The 20,269-nt window shown below is 64.7% G+C and carries 26 protein-coding genes; 5 read left to right on the top strand and 21 right to left on the bottom strand.

Annotated features, from left to right (window positions below; translation table 11 throughout):
• From cas7g to ACOQPI_RS05560, 8 genes are all read right to left on the bottom strand, one after another.
• Positions 1 to 1,257 (bottom strand): type I-G CRISPR-associated RAMP protein Csb1/Cas7g, encoded by a 1,257-nt coding sequence (cas7g, locus tag ACOQPI_RS05595; RefSeq protein ID WP_420618699.1) that lies wholly within the window; start codon positions 1,255 to 1,257, stop codon positions 1 to 3.
• Between the two features lie 513 nt (positions 1,258 to 1,770).
• Complete coding sequence (locus tag ACOQPI_RS05590) at positions 1,771 to 1,914, bottom strand: hypothetical protein (RefSeq protein WP_420618698.1); 144 nt, start codon at positions 1,912 to 1,914, stop codon at positions 1,771 to 1,773.
• A gap of 35 nt (positions 1,915 to 1,949) precedes the next feature.
• Positions 1,950 to 2,342, bottom strand: coding sequence for a type II toxin-antitoxin system VapC family toxin (locus ACOQPI_RS05585; RefSeq protein ID WP_420618697.1), 393 nt, complete (start codon positions 2,340 to 2,342; stop codon positions 1,950 to 1,952).
• Positions 2,329 to 2,559: a FitA-like ribbon-helix-helix domain-containing protein gene (locus tag ACOQPI_RS05580; RefSeq protein ID WP_420618696.1), complete on the bottom strand. Its 231-nt coding sequence runs from the start codon at positions 2,557 to 2,559 to the stop codon at positions 2,329 to 2,331. The genes ACOQPI_RS05585 and ACOQPI_RS05580 overlap by 14 nt, the downstream gene beginning before the upstream one ends.
• A 30-nt stretch (positions 2,560 to 2,589) precedes the next feature.
• Positions 2,590 to 2,883, bottom strand: a complete 294-nt coding sequence (locus ACOQPI_RS05575) for a nucleotidyltransferase family protein (protein WP_420618695.1) — start codon at positions 2,881 to 2,883, stop codon at positions 2,590 to 2,592.
• 1 nt (position 2,884) lies between these two features.
• Entirely contained in the window at positions 2,885 to 3,010 is a 126-nt protein-coding gene (locus tag ACOQPI_RS05570) for a hypothetical protein (protein WP_420618694.1), read from the bottom strand.
• Positions 3,011 to 3,069: 59 nt separating this feature from the next.
• Positions 3,070 to 3,525 (bottom strand): hypothetical protein, encoded by a 456-nt coding sequence (locus ACOQPI_RS05565; RefSeq protein WP_420618693.1) that lies wholly within the window; start codon positions 3,523 to 3,525, stop codon positions 3,070 to 3,072.
• A gap of 15 nt (positions 3,526 to 3,540) precedes the next feature.
• Positions 3,541 to 3,768, bottom strand: a complete 228-nt coding sequence (locus ACOQPI_RS05560; protein WP_420618692.1) for a hypothetical protein — start codon at positions 3,766 to 3,768, stop codon at positions 3,541 to 3,543.
• Positions 3,769 to 3,883: 115 nt separating this feature from the next.
• Here ACOQPI_RS05560 and ACOQPI_RS05555 point away from each other — a divergent pair, with 115 nt between their 5' ends.
• Together ACOQPI_RS05555 and ACOQPI_RS05550 are read left to right on the top strand one after the other, a co-directional pair.
• The gene (locus ACOQPI_RS05555) at positions 3,884 to 4,168 is read left to right on the top strand and encodes a transposase (protein WP_420618060.1); all 285 of its coding nucleotides are present in this window, start codon (positions 3,884 to 3,886) and stop codon (positions 4,166 to 4,168) included.
• Entirely contained in the window at positions 4,165 to 5,061 is an 897-nt protein-coding gene (locus ACOQPI_RS05550; protein WP_420618059.1) for an IS3 family transposase, read from the top strand. The genes ACOQPI_RS05555 and ACOQPI_RS05550 overlap by 4 nt, the downstream gene beginning before the upstream one ends.
• Here ACOQPI_RS05550 and ACOQPI_RS05545 read toward each other — a convergent pair.
• Both ACOQPI_RS05545 and ACOQPI_RS05540 read right to left on the bottom strand, forming a co-directional pair.
• The gene (locus tag ACOQPI_RS05545) at positions 5,058 to 6,068 is read right to left on the bottom strand and encodes a nucleotidyltransferase domain-containing protein (protein WP_420618691.1); all 1,011 of its coding nucleotides are present in this window, start codon (positions 6,066 to 6,068) and stop codon (positions 5,058 to 5,060) included. The genes ACOQPI_RS05550 and ACOQPI_RS05545 overlap by 4 nt on opposite strands.
• A 34-nt stretch (positions 6,069 to 6,102) precedes the next feature.
• Positions 6,103 to 7,239: an LLM class flavin-dependent oxidoreductase gene (locus ACOQPI_RS05540; protein WP_420620992.1), complete on the bottom strand. Its 1,137-nt coding sequence runs from the start codon at positions 7,237 to 7,239 to the stop codon at positions 6,103 to 6,105.
• A gap of 113 nt (positions 7,240 to 7,352) precedes the next feature.
• On the opposite strand from ACOQPI_RS05540, the gene ACOQPI_RS05535 reads away from it, so the two are divergent.
• The gene (locus tag ACOQPI_RS05535; RefSeq protein ID WP_420618690.1) at positions 7,353 to 8,576 is read left to right on the top strand and encodes an acyl-CoA dehydrogenase family protein; all 1,224 of its coding nucleotides are present in this window, start codon (positions 7,353 to 7,355) and stop codon (positions 8,574 to 8,576) included.
• Here ACOQPI_RS05535 and ACOQPI_RS05530 read toward each other — a convergent pair.
• From ACOQPI_RS05530 to ACOQPI_RS05515, 4 genes are read right to left on the bottom strand one after another with little or no spacing between them, the layout of a single operon-like run.
• The gene (locus ACOQPI_RS05530; RefSeq protein WP_420618689.1) at positions 8,573 to 9,472 is read right to left on the bottom strand and encodes an SDR family oxidoreductase; all 900 of its coding nucleotides are present in this window, start codon (positions 9,470 to 9,472) and stop codon (positions 8,573 to 8,575) included. The genes ACOQPI_RS05535 and ACOQPI_RS05530 overlap by 4 nt on opposite strands.
• 2 nt (positions 9,473 to 9,474) lie before the next feature.
• Positions 9,475 to 10,632 (bottom strand): thiolase domain-containing protein, encoded by a 1,158-nt coding sequence (locus tag ACOQPI_RS05525; RefSeq protein ID WP_420618688.1) that lies wholly within the window; start codon positions 10,630 to 10,632, stop codon positions 9,475 to 9,477.
• Positions 10,632 to 11,699 carry a lipid-transfer protein gene (locus ACOQPI_RS05520; protein WP_420618687.1) on the bottom strand — a complete coding sequence of 356 codons (1,068 nt, stop codon included), beginning with the start codon at positions 11,697 to 11,699 and terminating at the stop codon, positions 10,632 to 10,634. The genes ACOQPI_RS05525 and ACOQPI_RS05520 overlap by 1 nt, the downstream gene beginning before the upstream one ends.
• Complete coding sequence (locus ACOQPI_RS05515; RefSeq protein ID WP_420618686.1) at positions 11,693 to 12,688, bottom strand: Zn-ribbon domain-containing OB-fold protein; 996 nt, start codon at positions 12,686 to 12,688, stop codon at positions 11,693 to 11,695. The genes ACOQPI_RS05520 and ACOQPI_RS05515 overlap by 7 nt, the downstream gene beginning before the upstream one ends.
• A gap of 93 nt (positions 12,689 to 12,781) precedes the next feature.
• Here ACOQPI_RS05515 and ACOQPI_RS05510 point away from each other — a divergent pair, with 93 nt between their 5' ends.
• Together ACOQPI_RS05510 and ACOQPI_RS05505 are read left to right on the top strand one after the other, a co-directional pair.
• On the top strand, positions 12,782 to 13,042 hold the full coding sequence (locus ACOQPI_RS05510) for a type II toxin-antitoxin system Phd/YefM family antitoxin (protein ID WP_420618685.1): 261 nt from the start codon (positions 12,782 to 12,784) through the stop codon (positions 13,040 to 13,042).
• A gap of 2 nt (positions 13,043 to 13,044) precedes the next feature.
• On the top strand, positions 13,045 to 13,425 hold the full coding sequence (locus ACOQPI_RS05505) for a type II toxin-antitoxin system VapC family toxin (protein WP_420618684.1): 381 nt from the start codon (positions 13,045 to 13,047) through the stop codon (positions 13,423 to 13,425).
• Positions 13,426 to 13,440: 15 nt separating this feature from the next.
• On the opposite strand, the gene ACOQPI_RS05500 is transcribed toward ACOQPI_RS05505, so the two are convergent.
• The 7 genes from ACOQPI_RS05500 to ACOQPI_RS05470 all read right to left on the bottom strand — a co-directional run bounded on the left by ACOQPI_RS05500 (position 13,441) and on the right by ACOQPI_RS05470 (position 20,250).
• Positions 13,441 to 14,568: an epoxide hydrolase family protein gene (locus tag ACOQPI_RS05500; RefSeq protein ID WP_420618683.1), complete on the bottom strand. Its 1,128-nt coding sequence runs from the start codon at positions 14,566 to 14,568 to the stop codon at positions 13,441 to 13,443.
• Between the two features lie 19 nt (positions 14,569 to 14,587).
• On the bottom strand, positions 14,588 to 15,439 hold the full coding sequence (locus ACOQPI_RS05495; protein ID WP_420618682.1) for an SDR family NAD(P)-dependent oxidoreductase: 852 nt from the start codon (positions 15,437 to 15,439) through the stop codon (positions 14,588 to 14,590).
• Complete coding sequence (locus tag ACOQPI_RS05490; RefSeq protein WP_420618681.1) at positions 15,436 to 16,491, bottom strand: cyclase family protein; 1,056 nt, start codon at positions 16,489 to 16,491, stop codon at positions 15,436 to 15,438. The genes ACOQPI_RS05495 and ACOQPI_RS05490 overlap by 4 nt, the downstream gene beginning before the upstream one ends.
• Before the next feature lie 53 nt (positions 16,492 to 16,544).
• Positions 16,545 to 17,366, bottom strand: a complete 822-nt coding sequence (locus ACOQPI_RS05485) for a TauD/TfdA dioxygenase family protein (protein ID WP_420618680.1) — start codon at positions 17,364 to 17,366, stop codon at positions 16,545 to 16,547.
• Positions 17,367 to 17,376: 10 nt separating this feature from the next.
• A complete protein-coding gene (locus ACOQPI_RS05480; RefSeq protein ID WP_420618679.1) occupies positions 17,377 to 18,048 on the bottom strand; it encodes a GOLPH3/VPS74 family protein in 672 nt (223 codons plus the stop codon).
• A 66-nt stretch (positions 18,049 to 18,114) separates the two neighbouring features.
• Complete coding sequence (locus ACOQPI_RS05475) at positions 18,115 to 19,053, bottom strand: LLM class F420-dependent oxidoreductase (RefSeq protein WP_420618678.1); 939 nt, start codon at positions 19,051 to 19,053, stop codon at positions 18,115 to 18,117.
• A 9-nt stretch (positions 19,054 to 19,062) separates the two neighbouring features.
• Positions 19,063 to 20,250, bottom strand: coding sequence for an ABC transporter substrate-binding protein (locus ACOQPI_RS05470; RefSeq protein ID WP_420618677.1), 1,188 nt, complete (start codon positions 20,248 to 20,250; stop codon positions 19,063 to 19,065).
• Between the last annotated feature and the right edge of the window lie 19 nt (positions 20,251 to 20,269).

The following is a 20,269-nucleotide window of genomic DNA, read 5'->3' as shown; positions in this document are numbered from 1 at the left end:
CTACTTCTCCACGGCGTCAAGGTCTGGCCAGGTAGCCCGAATTGCCGCGGTCAGGCTTTTGTTGGGGGTCAGGGTCACTGGGTCAGCACCCCACCCTTCAGTCGGGACATCCAGAGAACGAGCTGCTGCAAGGGCCTCTTGCACCAAGTCCTCGGTGCTTTGGATGGTGATACCGGTTGAGTCGAGCCGAGCGGCCTGATCGGTCAGGACCAGATCTGTGCTGGAGCGGAGCGCGAACGGCCGCCCGAATGCAATGTTGTGTGCATGAAGTCCGAGGGACGCGAGCAGGGTTCTTGCTGACGCGTCCTGCTCATCAGAAAAGCCATCGCCAAGGCGTACTCGGCGTAGCTGTGGGAACGAAAGGGTGGCACGCTGGCTGATCCGCCGGAACGAAACTGGAGCAAGGGTCTCTTCCTGCGGCCTCGTTATCACCTGTCCATGTCCGATGGTAGACATCTTCTTGTCTTCGGTCGGAGACTTGTCCTCTTGCAGTTCCCAGCCTGCAATCAGGTCATCCTTATCGTGTTCCGCCAATCCAACTTCTTTGATGATGTTGAATGGGTCGCCCTTCATGGCTGCCGTTGTGACCAGTTCCTCAGTTGCTGGCCTCCAGCCGACTATCTCTGATACCCATGCCCGGGCGTGTTTGGCTCGCGTGCGTTTACTGCCCAGGTGGGACTGCCAGAACCCATACAGCAACGCTTGAGGGAACCAGGCTACTAACGCCCCAGCCGAGTCGGCAGTGGCGTCGATGATCGAACGCCCAACGGGGGACTTGGCGAACGGACTGCCATCCAAGAGGGCGTCGCGCAAGTAGGCATCACCGCTGCGGTGCGGCCATCGCAGGCTCGACAGCCTGCGAGGAAGATGCGGGGGAAGATGCGCAAAGTCCTCTCCGGTCAGGTTCAGCACCAGACGAGGAACACCGGTTTCATCGGCTGTAGCCTCCAGAGCCGCTTCCAGCCGGTTGGCCTGCGAGGGCACATTGTCGATGACAATCACCGGAGTGGACTCAGCCGCCTCTGGACTCTCCCACCGCTTGTCATGCTGGTAGCGCCCACCGGCATAGATGGCTGGGTTGACCGGGGTTCCATGGCCGCCAACTGGTTCCAGTGCCGCATCCAGCACAATCGCGCCGTCGGTGGCGTCTTCATCGCAAGCCGCTCGCAGCATGCTCAGGGTTAGCGGGGTCATAAAGCCCCTCCTTTTCTTGTCGTAGGTTTTGTGCGTCGAAAAACTAGCAAGAGCCAGTGACAATTAGTTGGGATAGCCGCAAATCCCCTGGTAGAGCGCCAGATTGAGTGTTTGGAGCTAGCCGCTATCCAATTGCTTGCGTGAGTCAGAATGAATCGATGGTTTGTGCGCTGGCGACTGCCGAACCCCCAGATCATCAGACTCCCAATCGTCTTCCACCTGGACTATCTCGTGGATATCCCCGCGCTCATTGACCTGGCGTCGGACCCGACTCGAACCCATTAGGGTCTCTTCGTGCGTCGTGCGCTCGACGTGAGTCTCAGTCATTCGCTTGTAGGTGGCCTTCATATTGTCTCCTATTAGACAGTTATATGTGAAGGTTGGTACTATACGGCCGGCGAAGAAAAACAGCAAATGAAAGAATTGACAATGTCTTCTAGGGGGTAGGCCCGTTGCCGGACAGCGGTTCCAGCCTTCGTTTAACGTAGACCGTCATCTGTGAAGGTCTTGAGAGCCTCCCCATGTTGCCGGAGTGCAAACTCCGGCCCTCGTCGCGAGCGGACCCCGCTCTTGGCCCTAGTGAACCTCCTCGGGTAAGGAACCACCACCAAGAGCTATCGCCAACTGCATGCCCGGGTCGCGGTCCGACCGGGTGCCGATGAGCGGCTCGCTGAACTCCGGCAAGAAACTCTTGCCGAGATGGAACTTTACGAACTCCACGGCCTAGGCCCGTTTTCCTTTTCACCCGCCTCTCGTTACCCGACCACCTCCACCTCGCAAATAAGGCCGGGGGCGCGGGCGAGGCGGGCGTCGCCGGTCAGCAGGGGGCAGTTGAGTGCTTCGGCCAAGGCCGCGTAGCAGGCGTCGTAGGGGGTGACGTTGCTTCGCAGCTCCCAGGCCCTGCGAAGCAGCGGCGCAGTCGGGTGAATGACGATGGGCAAGGTGAGAAGGTCGTCCACTGCCTGCTCGCCCTGAGCCGCGTCCAACATGCCGGCAAGCGTCTGGCGTCTGATGACCGAGAGAGACTCGACCAGGATCAAGTCGGGGGCGTCGAGACGCTCTCGGCTCAGTCGCTGCCGCCGCTGTCTGCCGATATCGGTTCCATCGGCGATGGCGGGCACCAGCGCCGAGGCGTCAACGACGAGCACGCTCGGCTTCGAGCGCTGCTACCGCGTCTTCACTAGAAAGACGGCCCAACCTCCGGCCTTCGATGCGCTCGAACACCTCTTCGACAGTCGGCCGAGATGCCATTTGGGACAACTGGTCGCTGAGATACTGCTGGAGCGACTGACCAGCCCTCTTGGCTCGGCCCACCAACACGTTGTGAACCTCATCTGGGACGTTCCTCACTTGGACGTTAGGCATGCATGCATAATACATGCATTTTGGCTTCGCTCACAGGGTGATGGCGTCTTCGAGGATGCGGTGGCGTTTGCGGGGCTTTAGGCCCTGAGAGGGAATGATGTCGATTTCGCATCCGAGCAGCGCTCGCAGTTCCGCTGCCAGGTCCGACAAGTTGAAGTAGGTGGTTCCCGGAGCGAAGTCGGCGAGGAAGTCGCAATCGCTGTTCTCGGTGTCTTCGCCGCGGGCGGTAGAGCCGACGAGGGAAATGGAGGTGGCGTGGTGGCGACGGGCAACGTCGAGAATGGTGCCGCGGTGGATTCCGAGGATGGCGTCGCGGCGGGTCATATCAGCGATTGTAATGTTCGAGGCCGCCGAGCACGGCTCCTGTCTTGGTTCGCTGGTAGTCGGGGATGGCGAGATAGCTGAATCGGCGGATGGCTCCGGGCATGGCCATTTTGAGGGTGATATCCATCAGGCACTGGCCGATAGGATGCACGCGTGATCGCAAACACCGGGGGCATGCAGCAAGCGCTAACCCAAGTCGCTGATTCGGTGCCATCGCACACCTTCGAGCACAATCCCCTTCTGCGCCCATCGAGGTATATTCCGTTCGTAGCCAACCCAGATATCAGCTTCGAACCTCTTGGCTGCGCCAGCGAACTGGGCAGCGTACTCGCCTAGGGGGATCCCCAGCATCACCGCTTCCCGCCGGACACTCTCCATACTCCGCTTGATCTGGGCTTCTGTTGCCACACCGTACAGACCGGCTTGCGGGTTGAAGACAGCCTCAGCAGCATCAGTCGGTAGAGATGAGAGAAGCCTGGCAATACGCCCATGCCCTAATGCTGCTCCCCGGCGCACTCGTTCTGGACTTCTCTGCAATCGGATGACAGCAGCCGGAACTGTCATCAGGGCCTCGTCCCTAATTGGAAGAGGAAGAGCACCCGCGGCCGCAAGGATGATGGCGTACTCGTCGCCAATGATCACTGGGACGGGTGGCTGCTATTGAGATGTGAAAGGCTCGTCGCTGCAAACGGCGTCGAGATATTCGCCGAAGTCGTCGTTCTCCACTAGAGCAAGCAGCGCAGCGCGTCCTTCTGGGGTGAGCCGAGAGTCACCATTGCCAGGGCCAGCCTTGGGGATGTTGTGGTCAGACCGCTCATCCCGATCCTCAAGCGACGCCTTAGCATCCTGCCCTTCCAGAGGCCGAGTGGTTGCGGCGTCGCTCATATCTCAATCGTAACAGTCATTGAGAGGAACTGGGCCTGGCAACAAGCCTGGGCCGCTACTAGGCAGGCGTGAGGTTCCCCCCTTTTCGTGGAGACATGCTCTATAAGGAGGAGCTATGTCCAGACCGCGAAGAGATTATGACCGGGAGTTCCGTGATGGGGCTGTCCGGATCGTCAAGGAGACCGGCCGGCCGGTGGCCCACGTCGCCCGGGAGCTCGGCGTCAACGAGGGCACGCTCGGGAATTGGGTGCGCCGGGACCGAGACGAGCGCTCGGGCGGGCTGAGCGGCGACGAGCGGGCCGAGCTGGCCCGGCTGCGCCGCCGGGTCGCCGAGCTGGAGATGGAGCGTGATGTGCTCAAACGATCCGTGGTCCTTTGGGTCAACGAGGCGACGCGGTGACCGCAGGGTTCATCGCGGCCCAAAGGACCGACCACGGTGTGCCTCACTCTGTGGCTTGCAGAGCGCTGGGCGTGGCGGAATCCACGTTCTACAAGCACCTCGACCGGCCGCTGACCGATCGGCAGCGGCGTCGCCGGGCGCTGGACGCCGAGGTGAAAAAGGCGTTCGACGAATCGGACGGCACCTACGGGTCGCCCAGGGTGCGCGCCCGGCTGCGACGCGATGGCCTGTCGGTGTCGAAGAAGACGGTGGAGGCCTCGATGGCCCGCCAGGGCCTGTGCGCCCGCCCCAAACGCAAAAAGGGCCTCACCAGCCCCGACAGCTCCCATGCGGCCCCCACAGACCTTCTGGGCCGCGACTTCAGCGCGACAGGGGTCAACCAGAAATGGTGCGGCGACTTCAAACAGGTTCCCACCGCCGAGGGCCCGGTGTTCCTCGCGACCGTCGAGGACCTCTACTCCAGGCGCATGGTCGGCTTCGCCACCTCCGACCGGTACCCGACCGCCGAGCTGGCCAAACAGGCCATCAACACCGCGGTCGCCACCAGAGGCGGCAACGTCAAAGGCGTCATCTTCCACTCGGACAAGGGATCGCAATACACCTCAGAAGCCTTCGCCGCCGCCTGCCGGCGGCTCGGCATCTCACGGTCCACCGGAAGAACCGGCAACGCGCTGGACAACGCGCCGGCCGAGTCGTTCTTCTCCACCCTCCAACACGAGCTCATCTCACGCCGAGCCTGGACCACCAGAGCCCGGGCCCGACGAGAAATCACCCTATGGGTCCACACCTGGTACAACCAGCACCGCCTCCACTCCGCAATCGGAATGACCAGCCCCGTAGAATACGAACAGGCCCACAACCCCGACCCTCAAAAACAAACTCTCCACGATTAGGGGGGAAGCTCAGGCGGTGACAAGATTCCGGTTTGCAGGTAGCTGGGGTTGGCGTGGTTGCGGAGGTTGTCGATGGTTTGGGCGCAGCGGTTGAGGGTGGCGGCTTCGTCGGTGGGGATGGGGTTGGGGCGCAGGGGGGAACTGGCGATGGCGGCTAGAGCGTGTTCTAGGAGGTCGGCGGCGGCGCGTATGTGGTCGGCGGTGTTCTCGGGGGTGATCATCTGTTGGAAAGAGTCCGACTGCCCCAGATAGGGGGCGAACCTCCAGTTGGTATGGGCGCCATCGCGCTCGGCGGTGTCGAGCGTGTTTAGGACGGCGTCGACAAACGAGCCCGACGGGGTGGAGCGGAGCTTGCCTGCCATGACATCGATGTTGTGGGTGTTGTCGAGATACCGGCGGAGATGAAGCCGCCCCAGCGCGATCAGGCTCTTCTCGATGCTCATGTGGGCGGACTCCAGCGCAGACTCATAGGCGTAGTTGCGGTCGGCGTGAGACCACTCCCCCGCGGCTGCTTTGCCGGGGATGGACTCGAGTATTCGGACCACTTCCAGGTTCTTGCGGTGGGCCTCATCCAGGTCTTTGAGGGCGAGGCCCCAGTCGTCTCGCAGCACGGCGGTCTCCTCGGCCCATGGGGCCGGAGGTGGGCAGGGGCGCTGCATGAGGGTGATGCCGTGAGCGTGCGCTTCTCCGAAAACGGAGGAGCGGGCATGCTCCAAGCTCCACTCCCATTCGCCGATAGTTGTGAGGATGACCTCGCATTTGATCCCGCATGCGGCCTCAGCCGCCTGGCGCAGGGCGTACTGCGCGGCGCCGTGGTCGGGGCTGACCGCCCGTGGTGCCGCGGTGATAGCGACGAGGTCGATGTCGGAGTCAGCCTTCTGGGTCTGCTTGGCTACCGACCCAAAGACGATGACGCGGACAATATGCGGATCGGCCGCGGCCATGGCCTCCGCGGCCTGGGCGGCATCATCAAGCGTCGGTACCTTGTCGACAACGAGGGTCGCCATCGCCCGATGTTACCGGGGCGGGCTCGAAAACTGGTCAGGCCGGGACGGCGGCTTCTTCCCTGGCGCGGAAGTGGGGAATGACGTGGTGGCCGAATTGGCGGATGGTTTCGAGCATGACCTCTTGGGGGATGGTGCCCATTTGGATCATGCACATGATCTCGTCGCAGCCGATGGCCTCGAGCTCGCTCACGTAGCGGATGGCGTCTTCGTAGTTGCCGTAGGCGTGCTCAATGTTGAAGGTGCTGGTGGCGTTGGGACTGAGCGGGATGTTCATCTCGCTGATCTTGGCGTGAACGTTGCCCACCGCCTCGTCTATAGCCGCCGCGGTGTCCTCGTCGGCTGATCCGGCCCGGGGCGGGGGCGTACCCAGATTCCAGTGCATGATGGCCTCGGCAAAGAACCGCTGGCCCCGAGCCCCGATGCGGAACGCCTCGTCCCGGTCGTCGAGGATCGTGGTAGGGCACAGCGCCGAGAACCAGTTGTTGGGATGGTCGCTCACGAACCGCTCCCCGGTGCGGGTGGTGATGGCCTCGTCGTAGGTCTCCTTCATCAGGCGGATCTCGTCGGCCCCGGCAAACCCCAGCACCAGGGCACCGATGCCCAACTCGGCAGCCAGCCGCACGGTGTCCACCTTGGTGCAGGCCAGATACAGCGGCGGATGGGGATCCTGCACCGGCCGGGGCAGGATCGGGTGGGGTGAGATGTCGAGCAGGCCCTGCCACTCGAACTCATCGTCTCGCCAGCAGTGAGAGATGATCCGCAGCGACTCCTCCACCTGGGCGTAAGTGTCCTCGGGCTTCACCCCGAACGCCGACATCTCCTGGAGGGTGGCCCCCCGGCCCGCCCCCACATCCAGCCGCCCGCCCGACAGCACGTCCAGCATGGCGATGCGCTCGGCAGCCCGAAGCGGGTGGTTGTAGCCGAATGGCATGCACACCACGCCGTGGCCGATGCGGATGCGAGAGGTTCGGGCTGCCACCCAGGTCAGGAAGATCTCCGGGGCGCTCATGTGGGCGTACCACTTCAAGCAGTGGTGCTCCACCGCCCACACCCGGTCGAAACCCACCTCCTCGGCCAACACCGCCTGATCCACGCAGTCTCGGATGACCTGCTGCTCAACCTCGCGGGATGGATCGGCCATCTGGGCTTCGAAGATCATGGAGAATTTCACGGCCATCATTGAACCATCCCCGACCTGTCGAGCCCGAATGGTAGAAAGCGCTGCTGTTTGCCCTGCTGTTCGGTGGGGCCTGCACAGAGCCCTCTGGCTACCATCAACGCGGCATGGATTTCGACGAGACCCCCCAAGAAGCCGCCTTTCGAGCCGAGTGCATTGAGTGGCTCGACGCCAATATCCCCGCCGACGGCGGCGGCCCCCGTGACCAGACGGCTATCACCATCTCCGACCCCGATGTCGAGAATGCCTACGTGGCCCGGTGCAAGGCCTGGCAGCGCACCAAGTACGACGGCGGCTGGGGCTCCATCACCTGGCCTGTCGAATATGGCGGCAAGGGCCTGAGCGGCATCCACGACGGCATCTTCAAGGAGGAGGAGGCCAAGCGGGTGTCGGCCACCGGGGTGTTCGCGGTGGGCATCGGCATGGCCGGCCCCACCCTCATCGCCCACGGCACCGACGCCCAAAAGGAGCGGTTCCTCCCCGCCATGTTGAAGGGCGACGAGGTGTGGTGCCAGCTGTTCTCCGAGCCGGTGGCCGGTTCAGACCTCGGCGGTCTGCGAACCACCGCGGTGCGAGACGGCGACGAGTGGGTGGTGAACGGCCAGAAGGTGTGGACATCGGGTGCCCAGTACAGCGACTGGGGAATCCTGTTGACCCGCACCGATCCCAACCAGCCCAAGCACCGGGGAATCACCTACTTCCTGGTGGACATGAACACTCCGGGCATTGAGGTGCGCCCGCTAGTGCAGATCACCGGCGCGGCCCACTTCAACGAGGTGTTCTTGTCGGATGTGCGGATCCCCCATGAGAACATCCTCGGCGGGGTCAACACCGGCTGGGGGCCGATCATGACCACCCTGTCCAACGAACGGGCCCTGATCGGCGGCAGCAACGCCCGAACCCGGTTCAACGAACTGGTGAAGCTGGCCCAGCAGACCGGCACCGACCGCAACCCGGTGATCCGCCAAGAGCTGGCCAAGACCTACACCCGCATGGAGATCCTCAAGTACCAGGGTTACCGGGTGCGGACCGCCACCAGCCGGGGCGAGCTGCCCGGCCCCGAAAGCTCAACCATGAAGCTGGCCATCTCGCTGCACTTCGGCGAAATGGGCGATTTGGTGATGGCCATGAACGGTGCAGCCGGGATGCTCCATGGAGACAGCGCCCTCGACGAGGGGCGCTGGCAGTACGAGTTCTTGGGCCAGTGGGCGTCGCGCATCGGCGGCGGCACCGACAACATTCAGCGCAACACCATCAGCGAGAAAGTGCTGGGCCTGCCCCCCGACATCCGGGTGGACAAAGGCATCCCCTTCCGGGAGATTCCCAGCTAGCTTGCTCCGTACACCGGTGCCGGCTCAGGCGAACCGGCGATCGAAGCCTGCACCGCGTCGCCGATCTCTGCGGCGGCAAACTTGCGGCCCACATCAACCACGTGGCCGTGCTGCCAGCCATCGCACACGTTGAGCGCTCCTCCGGCAATCTCGAAAACCCGGCCGGTCACGTCGCAGGCATCCGACCCCAGCCACACCACCAGCGGCGACGCATTGGCCGGGTCTTTCTCGTCCCACCCTTCGGGGACATCCTCGGTGTACATGATCCCGGCGGTCATGCGGGTGCGGGCGTCGGGGGCGATGGCATTCACCATCACCCCGTAGCGGCCCCACTCCGCGGCTTGCTGAATGGTCAGAGCCGCCACCCCAGCTTTGGCCGCGGCGTAATTGCCCTGGCCGATGGAGCCCAACAGCCCGGCGCCCGAGCTGGTGTTGACAACCCGCCCCTGCACCATCTCGCCGGCCTTGGACCGGTCCCGCCAGTGGGCCACCGCGTGGCGGGCGGGAGCGAAATGGCCTTTGAGGTGGACCCGCATGATGGCGTCCCACTCCGATTCGCTCATGTTGGCCAGCATCCGGTCTCGCAAAAAGCCCGCGTTGCACACCAGCGTGTCGAGGCGGCCCCAAGTGTCCACGGCCTGAGCGATCATGGCCTCGGCCTGGTCCCAGTCGGCCACATCGGCGGCGTTGGCCTCGGCCTCGCCTCCCATGGCCCGTATCTCGGCCACCACCTCCTGGGCTGGCTCCGACGCGCCGCCTGAGCCGTCGCGCTCCACCCCCAGGTCGTTCACCAGCACTCTGGCCCCCTCAGCGGCAAACTCCAGGGCGTGGGCTCGGCCCAGCCCCCGCGCCGCCCCGGTGATCACCACCACCCGGCCCTCCGCGATGCTGGCCACCGTTACAGCTCCGGGTTCAGTTCGGACGACACCATCCACATGGCGTAGTACTGGGCGGCACCGCCGTAAGCGTGGCCGATGGAGATCTTGGCCCCCGGCACCTGGTACTCGCCCGCGGTGCCCCGCACCTGGTTGGCCGCCTCCAGGCACCGGATCATCCCCGACGCCCCGATGGGATTGGACGACAAAACGCCGCCCGACATGTTCACCGGGAAAGACCCGCCCAACTCGGTGTCGCCGGCATCGGTCATCTTCCACCCCTCGCCTTCCTCAGCGATGAGGTGCCCTTCCAGCCACATGGGTTCGTACCACGAAAACGGCACGTACAGCTCGGCACAGTCGATCTGCTCCCGGGGGTTGGTGATGCCGGCCTTGCGGTACAGAACCTCGGAGCACTCCACTCCGGCTTGGGGCCGCACCGTGTCGCGCCCGGGAAACTGGCCGAACTCGGTGCGCTTGGCGTGGGAGATGACCCACGCCGGCGGGCGGCCCGACTTCTTGGCGATGTCGTCGTTGCCCAGCACTACCGCTGCGGCCCCATCTGAGGAGGGGCACGACTCCAAGAAGTGGAGCGGGTCCCACAGCATGGGCGACTCCCGCACCTTCTCAATGGAGATGTCGGGCAGATGCAAATGGGCGTAGGGGTTCTTGAGGGCGTTGAGCCGATCCTTCACCGCCACCATCCACCCGATGTGCTCGGGCGCCTTGGAGCGGGCGATGTAGTTGCGGATCCACGGGGCGAACGTGCCGCCCGCTCCCTGCCCGCCGCTCTTGCCGCCCGACAGCGCCCAGGTGGCGTTGCCCTCCGACTGCTTCTCATAGGCGATGGTCAGCACGGTGTCGTACATTCCCGATTCCACCAGGTTCACCGCCGAGATGGCGGTGGACGCCCCCACCGACCCGGCAGTGTGGACCCGGTGGATGGGCTTGCCGATCGCCCCCAGCGCGTCGCACAGGCTGAGCAACGGCATCATCACCCCTTCGAGGGCGTCGGGAGCCTTGCCGATCACGATGGCGTCGATGTCGTCGAAGGTGGCGCCGGCGTCTTCCAAGGCCCGCAGGGCGGCCTCCCGTACCAGGCCGTCCAAGGTCACATCGTCGCGCCGGCGCTTGTATTTGGTTTGGCCGACACCTAATACCGCACATGGTCGTGGAGCCATCAGCTGTCTCCTTCCAAGACGCAGAGCAGGTTCTGTTGAAGGGCCGGGCCGCTGGATGCGTGGGCCACTCCTCGGCCGCCATCGCCGTTGCGGATGGCCCGGGCCAGCTCGATCACCCGAGTGAGGCCCACGGCCATGAACGGGCTGCCGGTAAGCGGCCCGCCCGAGGGATTCACCGAGGTGTCGCCGTTGAGGCCGAGGGCGTCTCGCAGGATGATCTCCTCGGGGCTGTAGGTCACGGTCAGCTCGGCGATGTCCACCGGGCCGTCGTGGAGGCCCACCCGATCGGCCGCGATGCGCACCGACGGGGAGTCGGTGAGATCCCGCAGCGTGGGGTGGTGCGAATCGATGCGGTGGTCGATGGCCCGGATCCACACCGGGTTGTCGCACAGCTCCCGGGCCTTGTCGGCTCGGGCGATGATCATGGCCGCGGCACCGTCGCTGGTGGGCGGGCAGTCGAGGCGGCGCAGCGGCTGCTGCACGTAGGGCTCGGCCAGCAGCTCCTCCACCGACAGGTCGCCGCTGAGCTGGGCGTTGGGGTTGTTCTTGGCGTTGGCATGACTGCGGGACACCACCTCGGCGAAGTCCCGCTCGGTGGCCTTGCCCGCGGCGATGAGCGCCTGGGCCTGGAAGCCGGCCTGCGTGCGAGGGTCGAGGCCGATGGGGGCATGGACGTAGGGGTCGGTCTGGAGCGAGAAACCCTCCCGGTAGCTGCCCGGCGAGCACTTGCCCGAGCCCGACACCAGCACCGTGTCGATGTCGCCCGACTGGAGTCGCACGAACCCCTCGAACAGGGCCCAGGCACCGTCCATCTCCACGTGGCTCTCATAGACGGGGGGCCACGCCCCCACCGCGTCGATGTTCATGACGAAGGCGAACGGCATCCCCGACAGGTAGTCGCAGCTCCCCGCGATGGTGAAGTCGATGTCGTGGCGATCCATGCCCACCTGCTTGATCACCGAGTTCACGCACGGCATGATCATGGCCGGCTCGCTGTCGTTGAAATGGGCGTGAGATGGGGTCTGTTCGAACGCAACTATGGCCACGTCTTCGGCCAGGCTTACCATGAGTGCTCCTTCAACTCGTCGGCGGGAATGTCGGGCTCGCCGGTGGGCTCGAACCGGGCGTACACCGTCTCGGGGATGTTGCCGTAGCGGTTGTCGATGTCTTCCACCGACCGTTCCTCGGGATCGCGCCAGATGCAGCGCATCCGCATCCCCACCCGCATCTCGTCCACCGTCATGTCGCGGATGTCGATGCCGATCACCGGCTGGTCGGTGCCGTCGAACAAAATCGAGCACCGCACGTAGGGCTCGGTCTCGGTCTGGCCGTAGTACTGCACCGGGTTCAGCTCGGTGAACGCCACCACGGTGCCCACGTCGGACACTTCCACCTCGTCGGCCTCGCTCATCAGCACCCGGGACATGTTGTCGTAGCCCCGACCGGGCACATACACCTTGCCGGTGACCGGGCTGCGCTGGCCGATGATCTTGCCGTCCAGCAGCCCTTGGGCGAACCGGGCCCGGTGGGGGTACAGCGGCTCGCTTATGCGCAGGCCGATGAGGTGCTCGGTGATGGTCACCGGCTCGTCGCCCGGCTGAATCACCTGCTCGGCGGCGTCGGCCTCGGGCACGAAGTACACGTCGGCGACAGAGCCGTGGCGCTCGTCCCGGAACTGGGCCCGCACCCTCATGCCGGTGCTCATGGCCTCGGGATCGCCCCCGGTGTCCACCGCGTGCACCAGGGCGGTGTCGGCCCCGTCCAGCTTGATGAAGGCGAAGCCGAAGGGCCGGTCAAAGGGGTGTTTGGCCGAGGGCTCGGCCACCCAGGTCCAGTTCACCACCTCCCCGCCAGGACCCACCTCAACCAGGTCGGGCTCAAGCGTGGCGAAGGTGTCCGGATCGAACTCCATGGGCGGGCACAGCACCCGGTCGCCACACCGCTGTCCGAGGATGCGACCGTCGCGCAACCCGGTCAGGAACGGACCGATGACCGGCCCGGTGGTGCGGGTGTAGGGGTACTCAAGGGTGTAGTCAACGTCATGCAGCGTGGGCACGGCGGCAAGTTCACCACACGCCTGTCTCCGCTAGCCAAGCAAACGCCTCTAATACAGTCGAATAAATAAACTAAGTCGGGCTAAGCTCGCTCCATGACTACCTTGCAGGTGAACATCCATGCGGCGAAGAGCCGCCTGTCGGAGTTGCTTCGAGAGGTCGAGGCGGGAACCGACGTCATTGTGGCCCGGGCCGGCCAGCCGGTAGCCAAGATTATTCCCTGGCCCCCGGCGCCCCCGGAGCGGAAAATCGGGTTCTGGGACGGCCAGATACACATCTACGAGGACGACATCGTGGGCTCCGACCCAGAAATCCTCGCCATGTTCGAAAAGTCTGCGGAAGAAGACCTCTTCTAACCATGAGGCTGCTGCTCGACAGCCATGTGGTGCTCTCAGTAGCCGGCCAGTCTCCGCAACTTGGAAAGAGATTCCAGAACACCATCAAGTCTGCGTCCGTCGTGTACTACTCGCCGGTCACGCCCTGGGAATTGGGCATCAAACGGGCCAAGGGAAGAATCTCGTTTCCAGATGACGTAATGCCGGGATTGCCGACCATCGGGTTGACCGAACTGCCGATCACCGCCGCCCACGGCGAGCGAGCCGCCGCCTTGCCCCTGCACCACCAAGACCCCTTCGACCGGATGCTCGTCGCCCAAGCCCAAGCCGAGTTGCTCACCCTGGTCACCACCGACCACCGGCTCTCTTCTTACGATGTAGAGGTGCTCGACCCTCGCCGATGACTGTCCGCCACCGCGCTAGTCCAAGCCGCCGAAGTAGTCAGCGACGTCGTCAATGTACAGATCTGGGGCTTCGAGGGAAGCGAAGTGGCCGCCGCGGGGCATCTCTGTCCAGCGGACGATGTTGTACCAGTACTCCACCCATGGACGTGCCGGGAAAATACCATCGCCGGGAAAACGAGCGTAGGCGGTGGGCACTTCCACCTGACGGTCGGGGGCTGAGGATCCTCGGCCCCCGATTCGGGTCTCGTAGTAGAGCCGGTTGGCCGAGGCTATGGTGCCAGTCACCCAATAAACCATCACGTTGGTAAGCAGCTCGTCTTTGCTGAAGCTGGATTCGATGTCGTTGTCGGGGCCGATGTCGCTCCAAACCAGGAACTTCTCGACGATCCAGGCAGCCAGTCCGGCCGGGGAGTCGTTCAAGCCAACCGACAAGGTCTGTGGACGGGTGGCCTGCTGCACCCGGTAGCCCCGCTCCACCTGGTTGCGAGTCCGGCCTTCGGAACGGGCTGCCCTCTCCTCATCAGTCAGGTCGCGCACTTCTCCGGGCGGAGGCTCAGAGGCGATTATCAGGTTCAGATGGATGCCTGTGAGTCGTTCCGGGGCCTGGAGTGCCATCTGAGTGGTTACCATCGCCCCCCAGTCCCCGCCCTGGGCCCCGAATCGGTCATAGCCCAGCCGGCTCATCAGCTCCAGGGAGGTGGTGGCCATGCGCCGGGGCGTCCAGCCCGATTCAGCCGTGGGACCGGAGAAGCCGTAGCCGGGCAGCGACGGGCACACCACGTGGAAATGCTCCCGGAGCGGCTCGATCACCTTGGCGAACTCGGTGATGGAGCCGGGCCAGCCGTGGTGGATGACCAGGGCCATGGCATCAGGATTGCGGCTGCGGGCGTGGATGAAGTGCAAGTTCTGGTTGTCGATGACCGTGGTGTACTGGGGAAACCGGTTGAGCTGGGCCTCGATGGCCCGCCAGTCGTACTCGTGGCGCCAGTAGCGGCACAGCTCTTTGAGGTAGTCAAGGTCGGTGCCCTCGTTCCATCCGGCGCCGGGTAGCGGGTCGAACCACCGGGTGGCGTCCAAGCGGCGGTGCAGGTCGTCGAGCACCTGATCGGGCACCTCGATGGCGAACGGCTCCACGGCGGTCATCGCTTGCTCCTCAGGACCATCAGGTGCGGTCGTGGAGGGGGCCAGCGGGGAGGCGGCCATCGATGTCGGTGAACCCGTAGGCATCGGCCATGTCTCGGGCTGCCACGGCTTGTCCGGTGTAGCGGAACCGCTCGGCGTCGACGGCCAAGGCGGTCACCGCCCGGCCGGTGAACCGGGGCGACTCGGCCGCCGACAGGTCCAGGCTCGGCGGCAGTTCAACCCCAGAGTCGACGGCCACGTCGATGCGCTCGGTGCGCACGAAGCCGGGCCACACCGACACCATCGACACTCCGGTGTCCCCGAGCTCGCGGGCGCAGTCGGCGGTCATGCGGTCGAGGGCGCACTTGCCCACCCCGTAGGCCACGTGCCAGGCGTACTCTGTGGCCCCCGACGAGCTGATGTTGGCGATCAGGCCGTCGCCTTGGTCGATCATCCCCGGGGCGGCCAGCACCGAGGCCACGTAAGCCGAGCGGGTGCCCACATCCATCATGTCGTCCCAGTTGGAGATGGGCACCTCCCAGAAGGGCAGCATGGCGGTCAGCTCGTCGGGAATGGCAAAGGCATTGTTCACCAGCACGTCCAAGCGGCCCTGTTCTTCGGCGATCCGGTCGAACACCGCCCGCACCGCATCGTCGTCGCGGTGGTCGCAGGCCACCGCGGTAGCGGTACCCCCCGCTGCGGTGATCTCCTCCGCGGTGCCTCCCACTGTGCCAGGCAGCGGATGCTGGCCAGCACCTGTTGTCCGTCCGGTGATGTACACCGAAGCCCCGGCGGCAGCCAGCTCCAAGGCACAGCCTTTGCCGATGCCCCGGCTGGCCCCGGTGACTAAAGCCACCTTCCCGGCCAGGGGTGATCCGTCCAAAATGCTCATGATGGTTCCTCCGGTGGGTTGGCACTGGGTGGATTGGCAATGGGTGGGTTGGCAATAGCCATGGGGGGCGACGAGCACGAGGTGGACCCCTTGGCCCGGAACGGGGAGTGGCAAAACACGAACCGGTCCACCCCGGCGGCGGCGACCTCCTCGCAGCTCAGCGACTCCCCCAGGCGGATGCCCTCTTTCACCAGCATGAGCTGGTGACCCACCGACATCCACCCCTCGGTGGCCTCGAAGTCGTAGAAGCCCCACATCCAGCTATCGGTGGACACCAGCGCCGGACGGTGGGAGGCCAGCCACTTGTTCTCGGCGATCCAGGGCCCGGGCGACCCGGCCAGGAACCGCTCAGGGTCCTCCCGAGAAAGGCTGATCCAACCGGTGCGCAAACACAGAGCGTCGCCCGCCTCGGGTTCGGGCAGGCCCTGGCGCTCCCAAGCCCCTTCGATCTGCTCAACAGTGATGCGGTGGCGGTCGGTGAGCCGGGGCAACCCGGCCTGGTTGGTCTCCACATCGCCGGTGGTGGCCGCCACCTGGGCGGCCACATCGACCATAAGTCCCCGGGTGAGCAGCGGCGCGCCCCATGAGGGAACGTCCATGGCGGTCACCCCGTCGGTGCGGGCCAGATCTGTGCCCTGGTGGCCGTTGTAGAAGGTGCCGTCCACCGCCGCATGGGTGAATCCGTTGATCTTGGTGCTCATGTTGAAGGTGTACGACACCCGCTCCTCGGAATATCCCAGCTTCGACGGTCCCAGCCCTTGAGTGCCGCTCACGATCTCACCCTCGAAGCCTTCGCCGGGCTCATACCCGGCAACAACCAGCTTCTGGGCGAACTCCCGAGTGCTGTAGGCGGGATAGCCGGGCCAAATGCCGTCGCCCATCGAGTAGGTGCAGATCGGCTTGGTCAGATCCAGCATCCCCAACGCCTCGGCCCGCTTTTGCTCGGTGACCTCGTTATAGGTGCCCAGCATGTCGTCGGGCCCATACCGGCTGGGAGCCCACGCACCGGTCGCCGCTGCTTCTACGTCGAACTTCTCGTCGTCGAATGTCACTGGCGCAGCCTAGCCACCATCTTCAAGTTCGCTCAGAGGCGACGAAGTGGCAATTAGTCAAAGGCCGAGACGGTGAGACGGGCCATCTCCCGGCGCTGGGGATAGTGATCGGCCACCGCGAAATGCTGGGTGCAGCGCTCGTCCCACAAGATCACGTCGCCCTCGGTCCACTCATAGCGAATGGTGTAGTTGGGCTGGGTGGCGTGTTCATAGAGGCAGTCGAGCACTGCGTCGCTCTCGGCCTGTTCGAACCCCACCAGATGGCTGGTGAAGTTCTTGTTGACATTGAGATAGCGGCGGCCGGTGTCGGGGTGCGTGGCGATCACCGGACGCTCGGCTCCGGGGAACTGCTCCTTGGTGCGGTCGTAGAGTTCGACCCCGGCCTTCGACTTGAACGACTGCCCCGGCCCCATATCGTGCCAAGCGGTGACCCCCTCCAGCCGACCCCGCAATGTCTCCGACAGGCCGTCGTAGGCCGCGTACATGCTGGCAAAAATGGTGTCCCCGCCTCGGGCCGGCATCTCGATGGCCCGCAGCGTGCCCAGGATGGGCGGGTCGGGATCCCAGGTCACATCGGTGTGCCACTTGTCCTGGTAGGGCGGACGCTCCTCGTCGTCCACAATGCGCTCCACTTTGGCCTCCACCGCCCCTGCCACCCGGCCGATGGGATGGATGTAGGGCCGGCCCCACGGGGTCAGCAACTCCATCTGCTGGGAGTCGTCGATGGATTGACCGGGGAACACCAGCACCAGATGGTCCAGCAGGTGTTTGTAGAGCTCATCGCGCTCACCGTTGGCCAGCGATTCCCGTAGGTCGATGCCGGTCACCCGGGCCCCGAGCACCCCCCCAAACGGTTCTACGGTCCAATCGGCCATGCTCAGCGCCTTAGAAGAAGCCGCGTCCTTGGACGGCGGCGTTAGCCAGCCACACCTCGAAATCTTGGATCGACTGGGTCATGGCCTGGCCGATGAGGTCGAGCTTGCGCACCTGCTCGATGCGGGCACTGGCCTGCTCCAGCTCCCGCTTGGAGAGCAGCTCGGTGAAGATCCCGCAGGCGTGGGCCAGGCAGATGATCACCACGTCGCGAGGGCTGGGAATCTCATCGCTGAACAGCACGCCCATGATCCGCAGCTTGACCTCCCGCTCGGCCTCGCCGTCGACCATCGGGTAGCGGCGCGACCGGAACACCCACAAGAAGCGGTCGTCCTCGCGCTCCAGAATGCCCCGCTCCACCAACCGGTCCAGCGTCGCCTCCCTGATCTCCGGCGCCTTCTGGGAGGTCTGCTCCACCCAGTGCCGGGCGTCCTTCTCCTGGCCTTCGACCCCCTGTCCTTCGGCGATCATGGCCAGCGTCGGATCCAGCAAATCGTCGCCCACCGGGGTGTCGTCCACCAGGATCAGGTGCTCCAAGTCGGTGTCTATCCGGTTCTCCATGGCCAGCTCCATCAGTACCGCCCCGGCCACGGCCCGGTCCATGGACGACTGGGGCACGTTGATGAACTTCCCGTCGTCGTCTCGCAACAACAGGAGAAGGATCTCTTCGACAAATCTCAACATGGGAAGCTCCTCTCAAGCTCCGCACCACAACCGCAGGAAGTGCCCTCGACAAATCTCAACATAGGCCTAACGATAGGCGATGATTTCCTCGCCGTATTGATGCAGGGACTCAACAATTTGTGAGCGTGTATCGCCGGCGATGAGGGCGGCCATCGCGGTCACGCCGATGGCGGCTTGGGCGGCGATGTTCTCCAAGTGCAGGTCGGCGTTCCAGCCCGGCGTCCCCACCGCCCCGACTTCGAGGTCCATGTACTTGATGTCGATGGGCTCGGTGCGGCCCACCGACGCGGCGTGGTCGTGGAGATAGGCGATCATCTCGGCCAACTCATCCAGGGTCTCCAAGTGGGCCGAGCGACGGCGGGAGGCCAGTGCCGCCGGATTGGGCATGGGCATCCACCCTTGGGCCTTCTCGGCCACCCGGCGACGGGAGAGCTTGGAGTTGCCCCCGATCCATACCGGCACCGGCGACTGCACCGGGGTGGGGAGACCGGTGCTGTCAGTGATGGTGAAGTTCAGGCCCTGATAGTTCACCGTCTCGCCCGACCAGATCAGCCGCATCACCTCCAAGCTCTCGTCGAAGAGGGCATTGCGCTGGTCGAAGTCCACTCCCACCGCTTCAAACTCGGAGAGCAGATAGCCCACCCCCGCTCCAAGAATGACCCGACCGCCGCTGAGCCGGTCCAGGGTGGCCACCGTCTTGGCCAAGATGGCCGGATTTCGATAGGGCACCGGGGTCAGGTTGGTGAGCAGCCGCAGCCGGGCAGTAGCTCCAGCCGCCACTGCCAGCGCCACGAAAGGGTCGAGGGCATCGTGGCCCCCGCTGGCCAGCCACCGGTCGTTGGGCAGGGGGTGCTCGGTAAGCGAGCAGGAGTCGAACCCCGCCGACTCAGCGGCCCGAGCAAACTCGGAAACGGCCTCGGCGGTCAGGAATTCGGGGTTCTGCGGATGGGCCATCAGCGGGAGGCCGAAGCTGAACTTCATTCCCCCAGTTTTCTCGATGGCCATGTCTACGGGTTAATTGCCGCCTTCTTTGACCTCAACTGTGCGGCGGGCGAAGTCGTTGCCGTACACATCATGGCCCGCGGCTTCCAGGTTGGCGACCGCTTCCTCCGCGATGTCGGTGCGGAATGCGCCGGCATCGGGCGCGGCCTGAAGGATGCCCTGAGACGTGGCCACGTCGATGGTCTGGTCGTACAGAGCTTGGTCCATGATCCCGACCCCACCCGGTGACGGCCAGATAAGGGCGTTGATCTCGTTCATCATCCACGCCTGGTGCGCCGGTCCGCCGAAGGGCGGGGAAGCTCCTACCACTATGTCGACGCACTCGTCGAAGTTGTCGCGGCAGTGGATCCAGCCTCGTAGCGACGCCTCCACGAAGCGCACCGCGATGTCGCGGTACTCCGCATCGGTTTCCAGCTTGTCGGCATCGGCCCAGATGGCGTCTTGCAGCATGGCCGTGCCCACGTCGTTCCAGTCGATGACCGAGAAGTCCTCGGGCTGGAACAGCTCGCCGGTGTCGGGATTGATGGTCTCGAGCACTTGGGCGTACTCGTTGTAGATCATCGCCTGAGCGGCGTCGATGTCGCCGTTGACGAGCGCAGTCATGTTGAAGTCCTGCTGCACCAAGGTGACATCGGACTGCGGGTCGAGGCCCACGCTGACGAGGCCGGCCAAGAGCTCGAACTCGTTGCCGAAGCCCCAGTTGCCCACCAGCTTGCCCTCCAGGTCGGACGGGCCGGTGATGCCGGCGTCAACGAACGACACCTGCAAGGTGCCGCTGCGCTGGAAGACCTGGGCAATGTTGGTGATGTTCAGGCCCTCCTCACGGGGCACCAGCCCCCGCGGCACCCAGGAGATGGCGAAGTCGGCGCCCCCGGAGTCGAGGACCGTGGCCGGCACGATGTCGAGACCACCGTCGATGATGGTCACATCCAGGCCTACGTCCTCGTAGAACCCGAGATCGCGAGCGGCAAAGAAGCCGGCGAACTGCGACTGCGGCACCCACTGGAGTTGTAGCGACACCTCTTGCAGCTCAACGGGTTCCGGTGCTGGCGCCTCCGTTGGTTCGGGCGCCGCCGGTGCCTCGGTGGCCGGTGCAGGCGCGGGCTCGCTCGCTTCATCGTCGTCGTTGCCGCACGAGGCGGCCACCACGACGAAGGCGAGAAGCAGGGCAAGCAACCGCCAAGGCTTTTGTTTATTCATGATTGTCCTTTCATGTTTT

The organism is Candidatus Poriferisocius sp. (assembly GCF_965219815.1).
Classification (GTDB): domain Bacteria; phylum Actinomycetota; class Acidimicrobiia; order Acidimicrobiales; family Bin134; genus Poriferisocius.
The sequence above is the reverse complement of the archived record's forward strand: the minus strand, read 5'-3'. Positions and strand labels throughout refer to the sequence as shown.